The sequence below is a fragment of the Natronosalvus halobius genome (genome assembly GCF_024138145.1).
Classification (GTDB): domain Archaea; phylum Halobacteriota; class Halobacteria; order Halobacteriales; family Natrialbaceae; genus Natronosalvus; species Natronosalvus halobius.
In genome coordinates this window covers 131,730-150,032 of record NZ_CP099997.1, presented here as the reverse complement: position 1 = coordinate 150,032, position 18,303 = coordinate 131,730, and the positions used below count along the sequence as shown (strand labels likewise).

Below are 18,303 nucleotides of genomic sequence, written 5' to 3'. Positions count from 1 at the left end.
ATTATATCCTCCATTAAGAAGGTCCCCGGTCCCAGACGGTGACCCAATGCAACCGTCATCTCGACGCAAACTGTTGGCTGCACTGGGCGCAGGCTCGGCATCGCTCGCTGGTTGTCTGGACATGATTCCCGGCGGCGACCCGAGGGACGGGAACGGGAACGGAAACGGAAACGGGACGTCGGGCAACGGGAACGGAAACGGCGACAGTGACCGAACCGGAAACGGCGAGGACGAGGGCAGTATCGCGTGGCCCGCGACCGACACTGGCGAACCCATCGACACCTTCGAGAACCTCGAGCACTGGCGGACGACGGAAGGGACGATCGACGCCGCACCCGACGAGGCCAGAACCGGGTCACAGGCGGCGGTCCTCGAGAGCGACACGAATCAGGTCGTCGCCACGACGGCCTTCCCGGATCGGCTCGACCTCGGCGGTTACGACGTCTCGCTGGCGGTCAAGGTGGAATCGGCCACCCGGGTCGCCCTTGAAGTCGAAACCGGCAATCGCGACAACCGACTGAAGAGCATCCGCGTGATCCCTGGGGGGTACGAAGGCTGGCTCCGTATCGACTTCGGATACGGCCAGAAGTACGGCGAACTCGATCTCCCGAACGTCACCAGGCTAAACATCATCGGGTACGGCCCCGAGGACGGGCCTACGAAACTCGTGGTCGACGACCTCCGGAAGACGCAGGGTGTCGACAACGGCAAGGCAATCCTCGCGTTCTACGGCGGCCACAGTTCCCAGTACGAGCGCGCCGCGCCGATGCTCGAGGAGCGCGGCTTGTCCGCAGCGGTCGCCGTCGATCCCGAACGGATCGGCGGGCGCAACCAGATGACCCTCGAGCAACTCGAGGAACTGCAGGACCAGGGCTGGGACGTCTGTGCGTACCCCGAGAGCCAGGGCGCGCTTCCGGAGATGCCCATCGAGCGCCAGGAGCGCGTCCTCGAACACACACGGGCCGCGCTCGAACAGCACGGCTTCGAAAACGGCGCCCGACACTTCGTCGTCCCGGACGATCGGATGACCCAGGAGACCCACGAGGCACTCCGCGAGCACTACGAGTCGGGGCTGCTGTTCGGCGGCGGACCGACCAGCGGCAATCCGACCTCCATTCACACCCTCCCTCAGATCTGGGGGCCGGCCCTTCACGAGGGCGTCCGCCGTCACATCAACAACGTCGACCAGTGGAACCAGCTCTCCATCCTTCGCATTCCGCGCATCGTCGAGGGCGAGTCGACGTCGAGCAGTATGTCAGTTGACGACCTCGAGCACCTGCTCGACCACATCGAACAGCGCGGTGTCGACGTCGTGACGCTGTCGGACGTGGTCGACGGCAACCTTGGTGGCGGTGGCGATGGCGATGGCGGCGACGGCGAAGAAGACGAACCCGCCGAACGGCCGGAGGGAACGATTTTCGAGAGCGGCCGCTCACTCTCCTTCGATGGCGACGGCTCCACGACGTCGGACTCGTTCGACCTCTCGGAGGGAATCCTCGTTGGAGACGTCTCGGTGGACGGCGATTTCGTCGCCAGGCTCCAGCCGAGCGACGGAAGCCTGGCCGACGACCTGCTGGTACAGACCGCCGGTGGTGCGGACGGCGAGTCGATGATGGTCGTCGGCGAGGGCTCCTACGAACTCGACATCGAGGCCGACGGTGAGTGGTCAATCGACCTAGACCAGCCCGAGGTTCACGCCGACGACCTGACGGACATCCCGACTTCGGCCTCCGGAACGGGACCGTCGTTCGTTGGCCCGCTGTGGACCGAAGACGACCTCAGCCTCGAGGTCACTCACAGCGGGGACGGGACGTTCATCGTGGACGGCTGGGGAGCCGACGGTAGCTGGGAACAGCTGGTCAACCGGAGCGGGGAGTTCCAAGGTTCCCGGTCGTACGCCGCCGCCAACGTCTGCTGGATCGATGTCGAGGCCGACGACGACTGGTCGCTCGAGATCGAGTGAACCGACGTCGTCGCCGCGGGCCTCGAGGGTGTTTATCGAATCGGTAAATCGCCGTCCGAGCCCGTGGTGTGAGTCGTGTAGTCGTAGCCCACACCCCTCCCAATTCGCAACCCTTATACACCCTTGCCGGTGTAGGTGAGAGTGCAACAGGGCGCTGGTAGTGTAGTGGTATCACGTGACCTTGCCATGGTCACAACCTGGGTTCAAATCCCAGCCAGCGCATTTTAACTGAATCAAACCGACGAGCGAAGCGAGTTGCGTTTCGCGTCGACACGAGCACGGGATTGGTGTGAGGCCATCGAACCAGGCATTGGAGCCCACAGAACTCTCGAGCCGGCGTTTTCCTGGCAGATTCCCACACATATTGGAAGTATTCCACATAGATTTTTCATTTATATCCGATATATACACCCAATCCAAAATATATCGGCAACATTAGTTTATACTTGGTCGTGATACTCATGGGATCGAATGGCACGCGAAACCGGAGCAGCTCGATATCACGGAGTGGATGACACATCTGAACTGGGACAACGGCGGTGGTGGGAACCGGCTCGTAGAACGAAGCCGATACCCGATCGTGACGGGTTCGCTCGAGCGCAGCCGACGCCGTCGATGAGAGGAGGAGATTGGTAGTGGACTGTCCGTCAAGATGTCGGTTCTTTCAACGACGAGTGTGACAATGGCGGTTTCCAAATATGAGCCATCTGGCGATTCGTGTCTGCTCGAAAACGATCGACGGCGGACGATTTACGAGACCGTCGAGGCCGAGCCCGGTCTCTGTCTCTCCACCGTGAGCGAGGAAAGCGGCGTCGCACTCTCGACCGTTCGCTATCACGTCCGCGTTCTCGAAGACGAGAACGTGATTCAATCGGTCACAGCCTGCGGGAAACGACGGTATTTTCCGTTCAGTCAGGACGACGTCGAGTTGCGAAGCGTCCTCTTCGAACCGGCAAAGCGACGGGTGCTCGAGGCACTAGCGACGCTGGGTCCGACGCACAATGCTCGCCTCGCTACCGCACTCGAGTGCGACTCGAGTACGGTTTCACACCACCTCTCGATGCTCGAAGACGCCGGCTTCGTCGTTCGCGAGCGTGACGGCCGGACAGTCGTCAACGAACTCGCTCCCACCGTCGAGTCCGCAATATTCGAGGACTGGTCGAATCACGAATCGGACGAGTCCGAGTCGCGACTCGAGGCTGAAGTCGCGTAACCGTCTGCGAAGCGTAGCTGTTTTGACGACTGATTCATCGCTATCCGAACTCCGAGAGGACCCCTGGATGAGTTTGTCAATACCATTTTTATCATGATTATTGTTGACCGCGATAGGTCCGCTGGACCACGCTGCACCACGCTGCACACGAACTATGATGGAACACGAACACGATGCAACTGACACGCACGAAGCCGAGGCGACCTTCGATACCGTACCGATCAACCGACGCGACTTCGTACGACTCTCTGCTGCACTAGGTGGCGTCCTGGCCTTACCTGGCAACGCTATCGCTGACCTCGAAGACTCGGCGATGACCGACGAGTACGAGTACGTCGTCAATCACACACCCGACGAATACGCCGTCGCGACGCTGATCCAGTTCGAGGAGGAGTCGGGGATCGACGACCTGCTCGGACTCGACCTCGAGGTCGAGATCGACGACGACTGGATTCTCGAGGAGCCACCCGCAGCCTACGCGCAACTCACGACGGCGGAGGTCGAGGAGGTACTCGAGATTCCAACCGCCGAGGAGTTGAGTTACACGCCCGGGTCGAACCCCTTCTGGCGACTGGGTTACTATCCCCTCGGCGTCTTCCCGGCACCGCACCGCGCAGTCGACTTCATCGACTACGAGCAGATGATCAGCGGGATGGAGTACCTCGAGTCCGAGCACGCAGAGCGGCTCAACTTCTACGCCCTCGCGGACGCGGAGAACCCGCACGATGTCGAGTTCGGGACGAGTCCCGGCCACCACAACCGACTGACCGACCGGTACGATCCGAAAGACCTCCACGTCGCCGAGATCACGAACGACATCGACGAAATCCGCGGGACTGAGGAGTTCGAGAACCGGCAGAAGGTAATGTTCGAGGCCTCGATGCACGGCCTCGAGCGCGCCGGTCCCGAGGCGTGTTATCGCTTCATCGAACGGGTACTCACGGGACGTGAACAGGAGTTCGAGCGACTGTTGGATGAGTGCGTGCTAATCATCCTCTCGTGTAATCCCGACGGCTGGGTGGCTCGCAGCCCGCAGTACGATAGCGGCTGGCAGACCGGGGGGCCTGGTGCGACGCATCCACGGCTTCCCGCAGCACCACTCCACGAGCGAGGGAACGCCGAGGTGTACGACACGAACCGGCAGTACCCCACCGTCGGGTGGATCGATCCATCCCACCACCCCGGCGAGCCGAACGAGCACCGCTGGGCGAAGGACAATCCACACGACATCATCGATAAGGTGCCCGACGCGATGGGCGTCGTCGAGCACTTCCGTGGGTACGAAAACCTCACCCACGGCGCCGACCTCCACGCGATGTTCTGGAACTCGGATTTCATCCTGGGACTCATCAACCAGATCGAGTACACCCAGAACGAGTTCCACGACCTCTACGAGATGAACCGGACCCTGGAGACGAACCTCGAGGAGGCGATGGACGACTGGGAGACGCTCGCCGAGGTCCAGGAGGAGGCCACCGGCAAGTTCAACCCCGAAGTCCTCATGCCCACGCTGCCCGAGACGGCCTACGATTACTCGACCATCTGGGACACGATCGGCTACACGATCACCGGCGGGCTCATCGGCTTCATGGGCGCCAGCGAGGACCTGGGCGGCCTCGACGTGACGACGATGGCGTTCGAGATGGCCTACAGCCACATGATCGGGGGGAACGTGTACAATCCCGAGTTGGCCGACAAGTGGGTGACGGGCTACATTGCGGCGATGAAGACGATGACCGACTACGCGCTCCGCGACGTCGACTCCGAGGTCGTCACCCGCGACGGCGAACCCACGGAGATCGCCTACGTGACGACCGACGAACTCACGCGCTCGTCGGACGACCTCTCGTTCCTGCAGGATGACGATACCGATAGCGGCGGAAGCGAACTCGCCAGCACCGAGCACGAGCTCATCGTCGACGCCGAATCCACCGAGACGCTGACGTTCGACGTCGCCGACGACCTGCACACGCTGTCGGTACACGCCCACGCGCCGTATGGCCTCGTCGACGTCGTGCTTCGCGATCCGAACGGGAACAAGGTCCGCTCGTACCGGCCCTCGACGTTCAACGGCGATCGACATCACCACATCCCGCCGATGGTCGTGAAAGAGCCGGCGGGCGGCGAGTGGACGCTCGACGTCGAGAGCCTGATGACCGAGGAGGCGACGGAACTCCACGCTCACGTCGGGACGTTGCAGTCGGAGGCCGACAACCCGGATCCTCGAGACGCGCTCGGCTTCGAGCAGGAGGCGTACGAGGTGACGCCGCTGGCGTTCTTCGACGACTTCGAGGCGGAGAACGAACTGCTCACCACGGTCGCGCTCACACCCGAAGAGGTGGCCGAAGCGGGGGTCGACGCCGACCACCTCGTCGTCGTCCACGACGACCGCGGCGACGACCCCGAGGGCTACGCAGCAGCGATCGACGACTTCGTCGAGTCGGGCGGCAACCTCGTGGTGACCGACACTGGTCTCCACCTGCTCGCAGACCTGGAGACCGCACCCGGCATCGGCGAGGGCGACGTTATCGACGAGACGTTCGGCGTCAGTCACCTCGAGGAGAAAGACGAGGAACACCCGCTGCTCACCGACACCCGCCCGATCCAGCGGATGACGTGGAAGGTGGCACCACTCGGCTACCCGTACGCGAACGACGCGCCGATGACGCTGCTCGACGCGGACGCCTTCGAGACGTCCGGCGGAACCGTCGCCGGGACGACCGACGACCTGGTGAGCTGCGGTTCGATCTTCACCGACAACGAGGAGTGGCGTGGTATCCACGCGATAGGCGGACTCTTTCCCCCGGCTAGTCAGCAGGAATTGCATCCCTTCGGGTTGAAGAACTACGTCCTCGCGTACTTCGGGTTCACCGTCCTGGTCAACGCGCTCGGCATGGAGCAGCGGCGGTTCGTGAACGGCGAGGTCGTCCGGACAGTCGGCGACCGCAAGCAGGGTCCGCCGTTTGCGGCCGACGGCGAGCGCGAGGATTCGGGCTCGTTGTTCACCGGTGGGCAAACGAATCGCATCGAACTGAACGTCGAGGCCACCGAACCGGTTCTGGTCCGCGACACGGTGCCGGAAGACTGGACAGCCCACGAGGAGTACGGTGACGTCGAGGCGACGACGCCGGCGTTGAACGGTGGTACGCACGTCTACTTCGGCCTCCAGGACGCCCAATCGGTCTCCGAGAACCTCACGCACTTCGCGGAGGCTCCCGACGACCTGCTCGACACCGGTGAGTACACGTTTGGACCGATCGCCGTCTCGCGTGACACCGGTGACGACGGGACGCTCACCGACCGCGAGTGGATTCTGCTCGGTGGCACCGATCGCGACGTGACCGTCGTCGCGGAAGAGGGCTGATCGTGACGGGGACGGGCCACTCACGCGTGCTTCGACGCGCCGCCGGTTCCTGAAACTCGTCGGCGCGTCGGGCGTCGCTGCGGCCACCCGAGACCTCTCGGCTACCGCTGTAGACGGCGGGCTCGTCGGTGCGTTCGATACACGTACTCCTCTCCGAAGGATCGGTCAGTTCGAGAGACCCAACTCGCACGACCGCTTCCGGTACGTTCAGCGATAGTATTATCTCCGGATACAGCGAGTACGTCCCTATGACTTCGAGAGACGAAGAGAACGGGTCCGGACGAACTCCCGGGATGGGGATGTCGGTCGGACTCGTACTCGGCGTCGCTATTGGCGTCGCGATGGACGAGTTGGCTATCGGTATCGCTCTCGGAATCGTCCTCGGTGCGGGCATCGACGCTGGCTGGCCGGAAAATCAGCAGTCGTAGATCTTCCATCGGCTCGAGTGGGAGCGTGGAGACTCCCTTCTGAGCCGTATTGGTGCGAGTCGGTTCGTTGCCGGTTACGTCTCGTCGTCGGTTTCGTTGCCGTTGGTTTCGTTGCTGTCGGTTCCGTCGTCGGTTTCGTTATCGCTAGCTTCGTCACCCTCGCCCTCGTCGTCCTCGTCGATTGGCTCGTCCTGGGTGTCCTCGGTCGCCTCCTCGTCCGCCTCCTGTTCGTCAGCCCCGTCATCGGGTACCGAGATGTCGTCTCCCTCGTCCGGTGACACGATCTTCATGACGACTCCCGTGTCGCCCGACGGAACACCCTCCCGGTTCGCGAGGACGTACACGTTACCGTCGCCGTCCTGGCCGAACTGCCGAACGAAGTAGGGGAAGGAACCGTCGTCGGTCCCCGAGACCTGGAGTTCTTCCATCTCCCAGAGTTCGTCGCGGGGGACGGCTTCGACGTCTCCTTCTTCGCCATCACCATCGTCGCTCGAGTTGGTATCCGTCGTCTCGTCGTCATCCGAACTTCCGTCGTCATCCGAACTTCCGTCGTCCTCCGAACTTCCGTCGTCCTCCGAACCTCCGTTTTCGTCCGAATCCCCGTCGGTGGGCTCGGACGCCGCGAGGAGTCGACCCGCCGGCGCCTGGCGCGCCGGATCAGCCGTCCAGTCGCCGAAGACGTACTTGCCGTTCAATTCCTCGAGCTGGTCAGCCTCGTACACGTGGCCGCCGATGATCGTGATTCCGACCGTCTCCCCCTCGTAGACGTGGGGGTACTCGACGATCGGATCCTGTAGTTCCTGGCCGTTGTACGGCGGTTCGTCGGGAGCGGCGTCCGGACAGTCTGCGGGCGGATCGCTCGGGCTATCCGTACTGAAGCAGTGAGTCCCCTCCTTGACGTTCCAGCCGTAGTTGCCGCCGGCCTCGACGAGGTTCGCCTCCTCGTAGAGGTCCTGCCCGGCGTCGGAGACGAACAGTCGCCCGTCGCTGTCGAACGAGATACCGAACGGGTTCCGGAATCCCCACGCGTAGTACTCGTCGATGGCATCGTCCACGTCGACCAAGGGGTTGTCGTCCGGGATGGCGTAGGGCCTGTCGTCGCCCTCCGCGTCGACATCGATCCGATGGATGCCGCCGAGGAGGGTATCGGTGACGTTCTGTCCGTTTCCACCCGCGTTCTCGTCGTACCAGTCCTCGACGTGGCCCTCCATGTCGTCGTTCGCGCCACCGCCGTCACCCATCGGGACGTACAGGTAGCCGTCGGGTCCGAAGGCCATCGGCCCCGCGTCGTGGTTGTACTGTGGTTTCTGGAACTCAAGGAGGACGGTCTCCGAGTCCGGGTCGCCTTCACTCCGGTCGCTCGACGCGTGGAACTCCGAGATTACTTCGACGTGACTCCACCCATCGGGCGTCTCGTCGTTCGGCGGCGCGCTGTAGTGAACGAAGAAGCGACAGTTATCGTCGAAGTTCGGGTGGACTTCCACGCCGAGGAGACCCCGTTCGTCGTAGTCCTGGTTCGGATCGGCGTACGATCCTTCGAACGTGCCGAGTTCGACCAGCCGATCGCTCACGTCGAGGAACGGTTCCTCCCGCCGTCCGTCGCCGTCGACGAGCCAGAGTTCGCCCGTCTGGTCGGCGACGAGGTACTGGTCTTGGTCCTGGTCCTGGTCCTGGTCCTGGTCCTGGTCCTGGTCCTGACCCCCCTCGATCACAGCAAAGTCGGTCGGAGCCGTCATCCCCTCCGCGATCGACTGGAGTCCGATTTCGGCCCCCGGATCGAAGAACGCTGGCGCCTCGCCGTCTCCCGACTCGTCGCCGGTTTCGTCGTCGGTGTCACCGCCGACCGAGACCTCCCCGCGCATCGTCCCCGCGTGCGGTTCACAATAGTACTCCGCCATCTCGCTCGTCGCCTCGAACTCGAGCGTCTGGGTCTCCCCTTCCCCGGCCAGGAGTTCGGTGCGCTCGAGTTCCTCGCCGTCGCTGTCGACGATGACGACGTTGTGTGCCTGGCCGTCGAGGTTCTCCCACGTGAGTTCGTACGTCGCCCCTTCCTCGAGTTCCAGCGTCGGGTTGGATTCACCTTCGATTTCGTCCGGAGCGATTCCTTGCCACCCACTCGTCTCGCCCCCGAGTTCGATCGTTCCGGTCTCCTGGGCGAGGATCGTATTACCGACCGCGGCGAGACCGCCCGCAGCGGCGGTCGCCTGGAGCAGTCGTCGCCGCGTGGTCGGCCACCAGCGGGAGTTCCCGGTCGCTGCGGATTCGTACGGACGAGTCGATCGCTCGTCGTCGCCTGGTTGTTCGCTCATAACGCTCGACACGGCGATGGACGAATGGATAAACGCCACCAATCGTTACCGTAATTTTCTCGCTCAATCGGCTGTTGTTACTGGGCTGTAGGAGGGGGACCAGTGGACGCGTCCGTAACGCTGAGTTACCGGACGCCGTCGGCGTCAAGCCCGTCCCTTCGCGACCGGTCGCCGGATCACCCCTCCCGAGGGTCGTACTGGATCACTTCTCGCCTTCGGAACGCGCGTAACTCGGCGTTTCCTTCGAACGCAGCGATTGGACTGGTGACGCCGACGGGTCGGCGTCGTAATCGGACGGTCGAGTTTCACTCTCGACGACTGCGGCGGAGTTCCCCTCTCCAGGAGACCGGCTGGCAAGATAGTCGACGGCCCTCCGTACGCCCTGCGGGACGTTGGAGAAGGGAACATAAACGTGGCTCGCGCACGTTCACGTGACACGAGTGAACGTAGATGTCCAGTGACCTGTCCATCCAGACGACGCACGTCGGAAGCCTTCCCCGGTCGGACGCACTCCGCGAATTGTTGCGACGCGACGACGATTCACGTTCAGAGGCGTTCGAAGCCGCCGTCAGCGAGGCGGTCCGCGACGTGGTTCGCAAACAGGCCGAAGCGGGAATCGACGTCGCGAACGACGGCGAACAGAGTCGCCTCGCGTACTCGGTCGACGTGACGAACCGCCTCTCCGGGTACTCGGACCGATTCGCCGAGCGCGACCTGCCGGCCGACCTGGAGGAGTATCCCGAGTTCGCCGAGCACGCGCTGGGTGACATCGACAACATCGGCGGACCGATCGCGACGGGCCCCATCGAGTACGTCGGGGAGGAGGCCCTCGAGCGGGACCTGGCTCGCTTCGACGAGGCACTCGAGGAGACGGGCGTTTCCTTCAGCGATCGATTCCACACCGCGCCGTCGCCGGGAGCCGTCCTCAGGTTCACCGACTCGACGTATCACGACTCGAACGAGGCGTACATCTTCGACCTCGCGGAGTCGCTCCGGACCGAGTACGAGATCATCGTCGACAGCGGCGCCCAGTTACAGATCGACGCGCCGGAACTGCTCGCCGGGTTCACGATCACCTACAAGGACGCCTCGACCGACGAGTTCTGCGACCAGGTCGAAACCTACGTGGAGGCGATCAACGTCGCACTCGGCGACGTCCCGTCCGACCGCGTTCGACTCCACGCCTGCTGGGGGAACTACCCGGGTCCTCACCACCACGACGTGGCGCTTGGCGACGTCATCGACAAATTCTACGAGGCCGACGTTTCGGGTCTGGTCGTTGAAGGCGCGAACCCTCGACACAACCACGAGTACCGAACGATTGCGGAGCACCCGCTCCCCGACGACTGGACGCTCGTTCCCGGCGTGATCGACGTGAAGACGAACATCGTCGAGCACCCCGAGGTCGTCGCGGACCGACTCGAACGGTTCGCCGAGAGTGTCGGCGACCCGTCGCGAATAGTCGCCGGTTGCGATTGCGGTTTCGAGACGGTGATGACCGCGAACCTCGTCTATCCGGCGCTCGTGTGGAAGAAACTCGAGTCACTGGTCCAGGGTGCGGAACTCGCCTCGAACCGGCTCGCGTGACCAGTCTGGCCCATTGGAGACGTTTCCGGACGATTTCCGCCTCCCGAACGAACCGGAAGCGCCGGATGAACCAGACGAACGTACTCCCTCGAGCAACCGCCGTGACATCGACGTAACCAGGTGAAACTGGTGTTCGCGAAAGTATATCGGATTCACCCCCGAATATCTAACAGAACATCGTGACAGCCACCAGCCGGATCGACGACCGACGAACACCGCCCGCCGCCGACGAGGATTCCGAATCGCATGACTGACCACCTCCCGGGTTCGACGCGCATCGGTCGCACCGCGCTGACCGTCGCGAACCTCGAGAAATCGATCGAGTTCTATCGAGATGTCGTTGGGCTCGTCGTCCGAGCGAAAAGTGAGGCGGCGGCAACGCTTGGCACCGAGACGGAGCCGTTGCTCGAGCTTCGCCGAGACGCTGATGCCCAGCCACGAAATCGGAACCAGGCGGGGTTGTTCCACAACGCCTTCGAGGTCACCTCGAGGGCCGCACTCGGGGCCACACTCGAGCGGATTCGCGACCGATGGACGCTGAACGGCGCCTCCGACCACTACGTCAGCGAGGCACTGTACCTCGACGATCCCGAGGGTAACGGCGTCGAGATATACTGCGACCGACCGCAATCGGCGTGGCCGCGCCGCGACGACGGAACGGTTCGGATTGGCACGATTCCGCTGGATCTCGAGGCCGTCGCCGCCGAGTCGGACCGAGCGGCGACCGTTCCCGACGGGACGACGGTCGGCCACGTCCACCTCGAAACGACCTCGCTCGAGGCCGCTCGCGAGTTCTACGTCGAGACGCTGGGGTTTCAGGTTCAGACCGAAATCCACGGAGCACTGTTCGTCTCAGCGGGCGGCTACCACCACCACCTGGGCGTAAACGCGTGGGCTGGCCGATCACAGCCACGACCGGCGGACGGCCGCGGGCTGGCGTGGGTCGAACTGCTCGTTCCGAGCACGACGGCCCTCGAGACGATCCGTGATCGGCTGGACGTCACCGGCGTCTCCGTAACGGAGCGTGAGAGCGGATTCGAGACCACCGATCCCGACGGGGTCACGGTTCGCATCAGGATCGCCTGACCCGTCACGATCGTCCGTCGTCGCTTGCGGTTCTTCCACACGAAATCGACGCGCATCGGCGCTCATCCCACATGTTTAGGGACCACCTTTAGGCCGGACTGGACGAAAGGACGTGTGTGCAGACGTTCAGACCAACGGAGCCCGTCGATATTCTCCTCATCGAGGACAACCCAGGTGACATTCGGCTCACCGAGGAGGCATTCAAATCGGCTCTGAACGAGGTACGCTTTCAGATTGCGACTGACGGCGAGGAAGCCGTTCGATTCTTACACGAGTGCGAACAGGACGACGACCAGCCCTGTCCCGATCTGATCCTGCTCGATCTGAACCTTCCCCGACTCGACGGATTTTCGATTCTCGAGATGCTGAAAGACGACTTTGACCACCCGTCCCCGCCGGTACTGGTCCTCTCGAGTTCGACGGCCAGAGAAGACATCGTCAAATCATACGAACGGGCCGCCAACGCCTACCTGACCAAACCCGATTCGCCGGACGAGTTCGATTCGATGGTGCGAGCGGTCGAGGATTTCTGGATCGAGTCGGTACAGCATCCGCCGATCGAGTTCTGAGGCGGAGAGCCGTCGCCGGACCGTCGCGCCCGACTCGCTGTCGTCACTATCCAATCGTCGATACCTGCCGTCGCTTCGCCTCACAAGAGAGTTCTTGGGAGTAACAGTTTCTGCGCCGTCGCACACAGGGCCGAATCGAGTACTATTCGCAGAGCGTCGAACTCACGACTCGAGTTCGACGACGTCGTCGAAGAGATGCGAGAGCGTCGTGATCGTCTCCCTGTCCTGGACGGACGAGTCGACGTGGACGTACGCGACGGCGTCGGCCCGGCGAATCTCCTCGAGGGTTACGTGCAGGAATCGGAAGGTCATCTCGAGACCCTTGCGCTCGAGGAGCGGTGTGAGTGATTCGAACCAGAGGATGGGGTGCTGGTTTGAGTTCGAGTTCGAGTTCGGGTTCGAGCTCGAGTTCGAGTTCGACTTTGAGTTCGACTTTGAGTTCGACTTTGAGTTCGAATATCCGCCTTCACCTCCGGCTTTGACTTCGTCTCCGTCTTCGGCTTCCCCCTCGCTTTCGTCCCACCGCGAGAGCGCGTCGCCAATCGCGATGCCGATGCCGGTGACGTCCTCGGTACCGACGGTGAGGATGTGCGCCTGGGGGAGTTCCATGGAACTGGAGCTAGCGGCTACCGAGCGGGTGACCTCGCCGATGGAGACGATGCTGAACTGGCTCGGAAAGTCGCCGATACGTGACCGCCAGGCGTTCAGGATCGCCTCGGCCGTGTGGTCGCGCGAGACGACGACCGTCGGCCGTTCGTCGTCGGTCTCGCCGGTTGGATCAGGAGAACGGATGCCCTCGACGGTGGTGACGATTTCGGACGCGTCCATGGAGGGGCTGACGACCAGTACGCTCGAGCCCGGGTCGTACTGATCGAGCGCTGTCGGAGGAGAACGTCCCATGAGAACCCCTTGTCGGTCTTCGTAATAAAGCGCCCGGCCGTGACAGCCAGGTTGGAAGTAAATATTACCGCGCGGGTCCCCGAGAAATCGACCGTCTCGTCGGTGGCGGTCGCCTGCACGCCCCAGAGGAACTACGCACGTCTCTGGAGGGGAAACTACGCACGCCCCCGAAGAAAGTAACCACAGACGGTTACCTCTTGTCCGAATGTACCCGCGAGTTTAAGCGGTTTCGTGCGTAAGTCAGTTGCATGCTCACCGACGACTTCGGGCGCGAGGTTTCCGGGGTACGTATCTCGCTCACCGATCGGTGTAACTTCGACTGCATCTACTGTCACAACGAAGGACTGGGGGACACGCGGGGGCCAATGGACCCGCGAGAAAACGAGATGGGGACCGACGACGTCGTCCGCTTTCTCGAGGTCGCCGCCGAGTTCGACGTTCAGGCGGTCAAGTTCACCGGCGGCGAGCCAATGTTGCGAGACGACCTCGAAGAGATTATCGAGCGGACGCCCGACTCGATGGCCGTCTCGCTGACGACCAACGGCACATTCCTGCCCGACCGCGCGGACGCGCTCGTCGAGGCTGGACTCGAGCGGGTGAACGTCTCCCAGGACGCCCTCGATCCGGAGGCGTTCGCCGCGGTGACCAAGAGCGGGGCTTACGATCGGGTGATCGAGGGGGTCGAAGCGGCGCTCGAGGCTGGACTCGATCCGGTCAAACTCAACATGGTCGTGTTCGAGCACACCGCGGGGTACGTCCCGCAGATGGTCGAGCACGTGGCCGATAACGACGGCCTCCAGCTCCAGTTGATCGAGTACATGCCCGAATTGACCGGCAAGCCCGAATGGCACGTCGAGATCGAGCGCGTCCACGACTGGCTGGCCGACCAGGCCGAGACAATCGAACACCGCGAGATGCACGACCGGAAGCGCTACTGGATCGGCCAGGACGAGGGAGAGGGCCGCGGGATGGTCGAGATCGTTGACCCCGTCGAGAACCCGACGTTCTGTGCGAACTGCCACCGCGTCCGCGTCACCCACGAGGGCTACCTCAAGGGCTGCCTCAACCGCAACGACGACCTGCGTCCGATGGGTGAAATGACCAAACCCGAGATTCGCGAGGCGTTCCGCGAGGTCGTCGCCAATCGCGTGCCCTACTACGGCGAGTACATGGTCCGGAACGAGAGCGGGGAGTGGGAGCTCAACGACGAATACATCGACGTCGGGGCCTGATTCGCGACTCGCGGAAGAACGTAACTTGGTGCCTTAGCGCAGCCACGAGGACCAACGCTACTTGAGCGCAGCCACGAGGAAGACGACCGCGAGCAATAGCAACACGACGCCTCCGGCGGGTTGTCCGCCGCCGCCGAAGACGTACACGCCGTACCCGAGCGTCGCCGCGACCAGCCCGACCGAGAGACTCGAAACGACGTGGACGGCCTCGAGGCGGCGAGTGTCGGTTTCGCGGCCGAGTTGCTCGCCGAGTTCGACGGCGCTCCGGCCGAGGTCCAGGGCGACGAGGGCGGCGATGGCACCGACGACTGTCACTTCGGGGGGCATCCCTTGCAACCCACTGAGGACGACGGCGACGAACAACAAGCCGGCGCCGGCGTCGGTCGCGTCGGTGATCCCCCACACCAGGCCCGCGGCGAGCGAGACGGTTCCGATAACGGCGAGGACCGCGCCAGCTGGCGACCCAACGGCGGTTGCTCCGACGACGATCACTGCGGCGAGAGCCGCCCCGAGACTCGCGATCCGAGTCGGTCGCCTGGTCAACTCCTTCATCGGCGACCACCCGCGTTCGCTCGAGCGACCGCCTCGTCAATCGTCTCTGATGGCTCCCAGTCGATCACGGGGACGCCGGCGCGCTGGAGGTCGAACCGCCTGATTCGGCGAGCGACCCGGGCAAGTTGCTGGCTGGTCGTCCGTTCGGCCGTCGGATCCGGACTGATGACGGTGAGGGCGTGCCCCCTGGCGTCCAGGCGGCGGACGATCCGGGCCGCGGCGGCGTCGCACAGGGGACTGAGGAAGACGATCTGGGTCTCGGCGGCGAGGCGTCGACGGATCATCCGCAGCTGTGGTCGCCACTGGGTTTCCTCGCGGGGCGGCTCCGTCGAGAACTGACCGTGGGACGCGAGCGCCTCGTTGAGCCGGATTCGATGGTGCTGTCCCGACGAAGGAGCGATCCAGCACGTCTCGCGCAAGTTGAGCCGCTGGTTGGCTTCCCGGTTGACGGGGCCGAGCGCGGCCAGCCCGACCGTATCGCCGTCGTCGAGCAACGACGCGACGATCCGACCGGCCGCTTCGACGGACTGATCGATGGCGTGGGCAGCGTCGGGCTGGTGTGCGAGGTAGGAGGCTTTCCGCGCGTCGATCAACACGAGGACCCGAGCGGCCCGTTCCTCGTGGAACTCGAGGGTCGCGAGTTCGCCTGACCGGGCGTGACGATTCCAGTCGATCCGGTTAAGCGGGTCATTGCGCCGGTACTCACGAACCGAGTGAAACTGCATCCCATCTCCCGAGTCGGCGGTCGTCAGTTGACCGGAAAACGCCGCGGCGGCGGGTCTGAGCGGGACCGCGGTCGTGAGCGCCTGGAGCGTCGGTTCGGCGACGATGGCCGTCTCCGTCTCGGCCGTGAGATACGATTCGCGTTCGCTCGAGCGTGAGAGGTCGCGAGTGAGCGCGAGCGCCGGGTCGAACGTGTGTTTGCCGCGACGAGCCGTGACGGTGTATTCGAGGCTCACCGAGTCGTGGGGACGAAGCGACGTCCCGAGCCGTGCCGAACCCGACTCGAGTGCGAGCCCCGCGGGAATCCCGTCGACGAACCGGAGGTCCGGGACGAATCCGCCCGAGTCGTTGGTGATCGTCACCGTCACCGTCACCTCCTCGCCCGGATCGGGGTAGTCGTCGCTGAGCGTGCGCTCGAGGGTGAGGTCGGGGTCCGGGGCGTCCCGAAGGTGGGCGAAGCCGGCGTAGCCGACCCCGACGACGCCGGCGAGAACGGCACCCGGCGACTGGGCGACGGCCCCGACGCCGACGGCGAAGAGCGCGAGGCCGCCGACGCCCGTCCAGTACCCAGTCTCGCGAACTGACCGTTCGACCCGGCCGACGAACGAGTCCTGGGTCGTCCGTGGGGTGACGTCCTCCAGTTCTTCCGGGTCGTACTGCGGGATCGAGTCGGGCAGTACCTGATCGCCGAGGCCGCCGTAACCGATCGCCGCGATCGAGGCCGCCGTTCGCCGGACGTTCTGTCGAAAGGTCGTCTCCCGATCGAGCCCCGCCACGAGCCGATTCCGGAGGGACGCCTTCGGAGGGTCGAGATCCGGCGAGAGAAACGCAGCGACGCGTTCGTCGGCCGTCCAGGTACCCGACTCGATGCGGTCGCGTGCATCCTCCGTCGAGAGCCCATCGAACCGCGTGAGGACCGCCATCGCGGCCTCCCGGAGCCCGTCGACGATGCGTCTCGAACCGGAGACGAACCCGTAGGAGTCGGTTCGAAACTGTGCGATGGCGCTCGAGAGCGTTTTCCCGGGAACGGGAACGGTCGTCCGGTGTTCGGGGTCGGTCGTCGTCGTCAGGTCGCGTTCGGTGCGGCGACGGCTGAATCCACTCAGCGCGACCAGGATCGCCAGTACGCCTATCAGACCGATTACGCTCTGGCCGACGTCGAACCTGGTCGCGCCGACAAGAACGAGCACGCCGGCGAGGAAGACGAACACGCCGACGACGAGCAGGAGCCGACGGGTCATCGGCCGTCACCTTGCTCGTCTCGGCCGGTGTCCGGGCCCGTTTCGCCGTACGTCGACTCGATCGCTCGCAGGATCGAGACCGCCCGTTCCTCGCGTTCGTCGGTCGTGTCCTCGTGACCGTAGCGAACGGCCTCGAACAGGTCCGTGAGTTCCTCGACGTGGTCGCGCTCGAGGCCCGCGTCCACCGCGACGGCAGCGAACTCGCGGGGCGTCATCGACTCGGGACGGTCGACCTCGAGGAGGTCGGTCATCTCACGCCAGGCGCGGTAGATCTCGTTGTCGACGCCCGTCGAGGACTCGTCGGCGATCCGGTCCGCAGCACGACCGGCGGCAGCCGCGACTGCCGCCCGTTCCGTGTTCGTGCCGTCCTGGCCTTCCTCGACGGACGCGGTACCCCCCGTGGACGATCCACGTTTGCTCAAGACCAGTCCGCCGACGAATATGGTCGCGACGAGGGCCAGCACACCGAGGAGGGGGCCGAAATTGAGCGGAACGTCCGTCTCGCGTGAGCCGGTTCCTGAGGTTCCTCCGCCACCAGAACTGTTGTTCGACGTGTTATACGTCTGGTTCTGTGTGACGAACTCCGGCTGCTCGCCGTACTTGAGGAGGAGATAGACGATTGTGGACAGAATCAACGTGATCAGAATCGTGGCGGCACCAATTTTCACGAGATCTCGACGATTAGAAATTAGGTACCACACGACCACGAGGGCGAGCATGATTAGTAACGCGTACACGAGATACTGCAGGAACTCGGGGGGCGTCCCTGGCTCGTCACCCCTGTTGTCACTGTATGGCTCCCCCTCGCTTGCCCCCTGGCCTGACCCTTCGCCGTCGCCGTCGCCGAACCCGGTTCCGTCACTCCCGGGATCGATGGGCGTGGTAATGGTCGCGGCAACGAGACCGATCGCGACGATCACGAGGAGGGCAACCGCCAGCCGCAAGAGCGTTTCTGTGGAAGGCACCGATTGTCAGTTCGTTGTTCCTAGTTCCTAATAAGTCGTAGCATTTCGATGTGGTAGCACGCGACTCGAGAGCGACGAATCACGGCCTTTCGTTGCCCTTAAGTACTGGCCACGGGAAGTGACGGGTGCAATACGAATGTAGGGGGTCGGCCCCGAGTCCGCGAGGGCGAC

13 protein-coding genes and 1 tRNA gene are annotated in these 18,303 nt (G+C 63.8%); 9 read left to right on the top strand and 5 right to left on the bottom strand.

Annotated features, from left to right (window positions below; translation table 11 throughout):
* Nucleotides 1-46: 46 nt before the first annotated feature.
* The 5 genes from NGM15_RS00745 (at nucleotide 47) to NGM15_RS00725 (ending at nucleotide 6,968) form a co-directional block, all read left to right on the top strand.
* Nucleotides 47-1,963, top strand: coding sequence for a polysaccharide deacetylase family protein (locus NGM15_RS00745; RefSeq protein WP_253433970.1), 1,917 nt, complete (start codon nucleotides 47-49; stop codon nucleotides 1,961-1,963).
* A gap of 151 nt (nucleotides 1,964-2,114) precedes the next feature.
* Nucleotides 2,115-2,185 (top strand) — tRNA-Gly (locus tag NGM15_RS00740).
* A gap of 460 nt (nucleotides 2,186-2,645) precedes the next feature.
* A complete protein-coding gene (locus NGM15_RS00735; protein WP_253433968.1) occupies nucleotides 2,646-3,176 on the top strand; it encodes a winged helix-turn-helix transcriptional regulator in 531 nt (176 codons plus the stop codon).
* A gap of 157 nt (nucleotides 3,177-3,333) precedes the next feature.
* Nucleotides 3,334-6,540 carry a M14 family metallopeptidase gene (locus NGM15_RS00730; protein WP_253433965.1) on the top strand — a complete coding sequence of 1,069 codons (3,207 nt, stop codon included), beginning with the start codon at nucleotides 3,334-3,336 and terminating at the stop codon, nucleotides 6,538-6,540.
* A gap of 248 nt (nucleotides 6,541-6,788) precedes the next feature.
* The gene (locus NGM15_RS00725; protein ID WP_253433963.1) at nucleotides 6,789-6,968 is read left to right on the top strand and encodes a glycine zipper domain-containing protein; all 180 of its coding nucleotides are present in this window, start codon (nucleotides 6,789-6,791) and stop codon (nucleotides 6,966-6,968) included.
* 74 nt (nucleotides 6,969-7,042) lie between these two features.
* Here NGM15_RS00725 and NGM15_RS00720 read toward each other — a convergent pair whose 3' ends face one another.
* Nucleotides 7,043-9,277, bottom strand: coding sequence for a PQQ-dependent sugar dehydrogenase (locus NGM15_RS00720; RefSeq protein WP_253433960.1), 2,235 nt, complete (start codon nucleotides 9,275-9,277; stop codon nucleotides 7,043-7,045).
* 450 nt (nucleotides 9,278-9,727) lie between these two features.
* Between NGM15_RS00720 and NGM15_RS00715 the strand changes: the two genes are divergently transcribed.
* From NGM15_RS00715 to NGM15_RS00705, 3 genes are all read left to right on the top strand, one after another.
* On the top strand, nucleotides 9,728-10,864 hold the full coding sequence (locus tag NGM15_RS00715) for a cobalamin-independent methionine synthase II family protein (RefSeq protein ID WP_253433957.1): 1,137 nt from the start codon (nucleotides 9,728-9,730) through the stop codon (nucleotides 10,862-10,864).
* Between the two features lie 246 nt (nucleotides 10,865-11,110).
* A complete protein-coding gene (locus NGM15_RS00710) occupies nucleotides 11,111-11,950 on the top strand; it encodes a VOC family protein (RefSeq protein ID WP_253433954.1) in 840 nt (279 codons plus the stop codon).
* A gap of 116 nt (nucleotides 11,951-12,066) precedes the next feature.
* A complete protein-coding gene (locus NGM15_RS00705) occupies nucleotides 12,067-12,519 on the top strand; it encodes a response regulator (protein ID WP_253433952.1) in 453 nt (150 codons plus the stop codon).
* 162 nt (nucleotides 12,520-12,681) lie between these two features.
* On the opposite strand, the gene NGM15_RS00700 is transcribed toward NGM15_RS00705, so the two are convergent.
* Nucleotides 12,682-13,419, bottom strand: coding sequence for a DUF7504 family protein (locus NGM15_RS00700; RefSeq protein ID WP_253433950.1), 738 nt, complete (start codon nucleotides 13,417-13,419; stop codon nucleotides 12,682-12,684).
* Nucleotides 13,420-13,667: 248 nt separating this feature from the next.
* On the opposite strand from NGM15_RS00700, the gene moaA reads away from it, so the two are divergent.
* Nucleotides 13,668-14,651: a GTP 3',8-cyclase MoaA gene (gene moaA / locus NGM15_RS00695; RefSeq protein WP_253433947.1), complete on the top strand. Its 984-nt coding sequence runs from the start codon at nucleotides 13,668-13,670 to the stop codon at nucleotides 14,649-14,651.
* A gap of 57 nt (nucleotides 14,652-14,708) precedes the next feature.
* Here moaA and NGM15_RS00690 read toward each other — a convergent pair whose 3' ends face one another.
* The 3 genes from NGM15_RS00690 to NGM15_RS00680 are packed head-to-tail and all read right to left on the bottom strand — an operon-like array spanning nucleotide 14,709 to nucleotide 18,132.
* Nucleotides 14,709-15,203, bottom strand: a complete 495-nt coding sequence (locus tag NGM15_RS00690; protein WP_253433944.1) for a DUF7519 family protein — start codon at nucleotides 15,201-15,203, stop codon at nucleotides 14,709-14,711.
* Nucleotides 15,200-17,167, bottom strand: coding sequence for a DUF58 domain-containing protein (locus tag NGM15_RS00685; protein WP_253433941.1), 1,968 nt, complete (start codon nucleotides 17,165-17,167; stop codon nucleotides 15,200-15,202). Before NGM15_RS00685 ends, NGM15_RS00690 begins: the two co-directional genes overlap by 4 nt.
* Complete coding sequence (locus NGM15_RS00680; RefSeq protein WP_253433939.1) at nucleotides 17,164-18,132, bottom strand: DUF4129 domain-containing protein; 969 nt, start codon at nucleotides 18,130-18,132, stop codon at nucleotides 17,164-17,166. The genes NGM15_RS00685 and NGM15_RS00680 overlap by 4 nt, the downstream gene beginning before the upstream one ends.
* Between the last annotated feature and the right edge of the window lie 171 nt (nucleotides 18,133-18,303).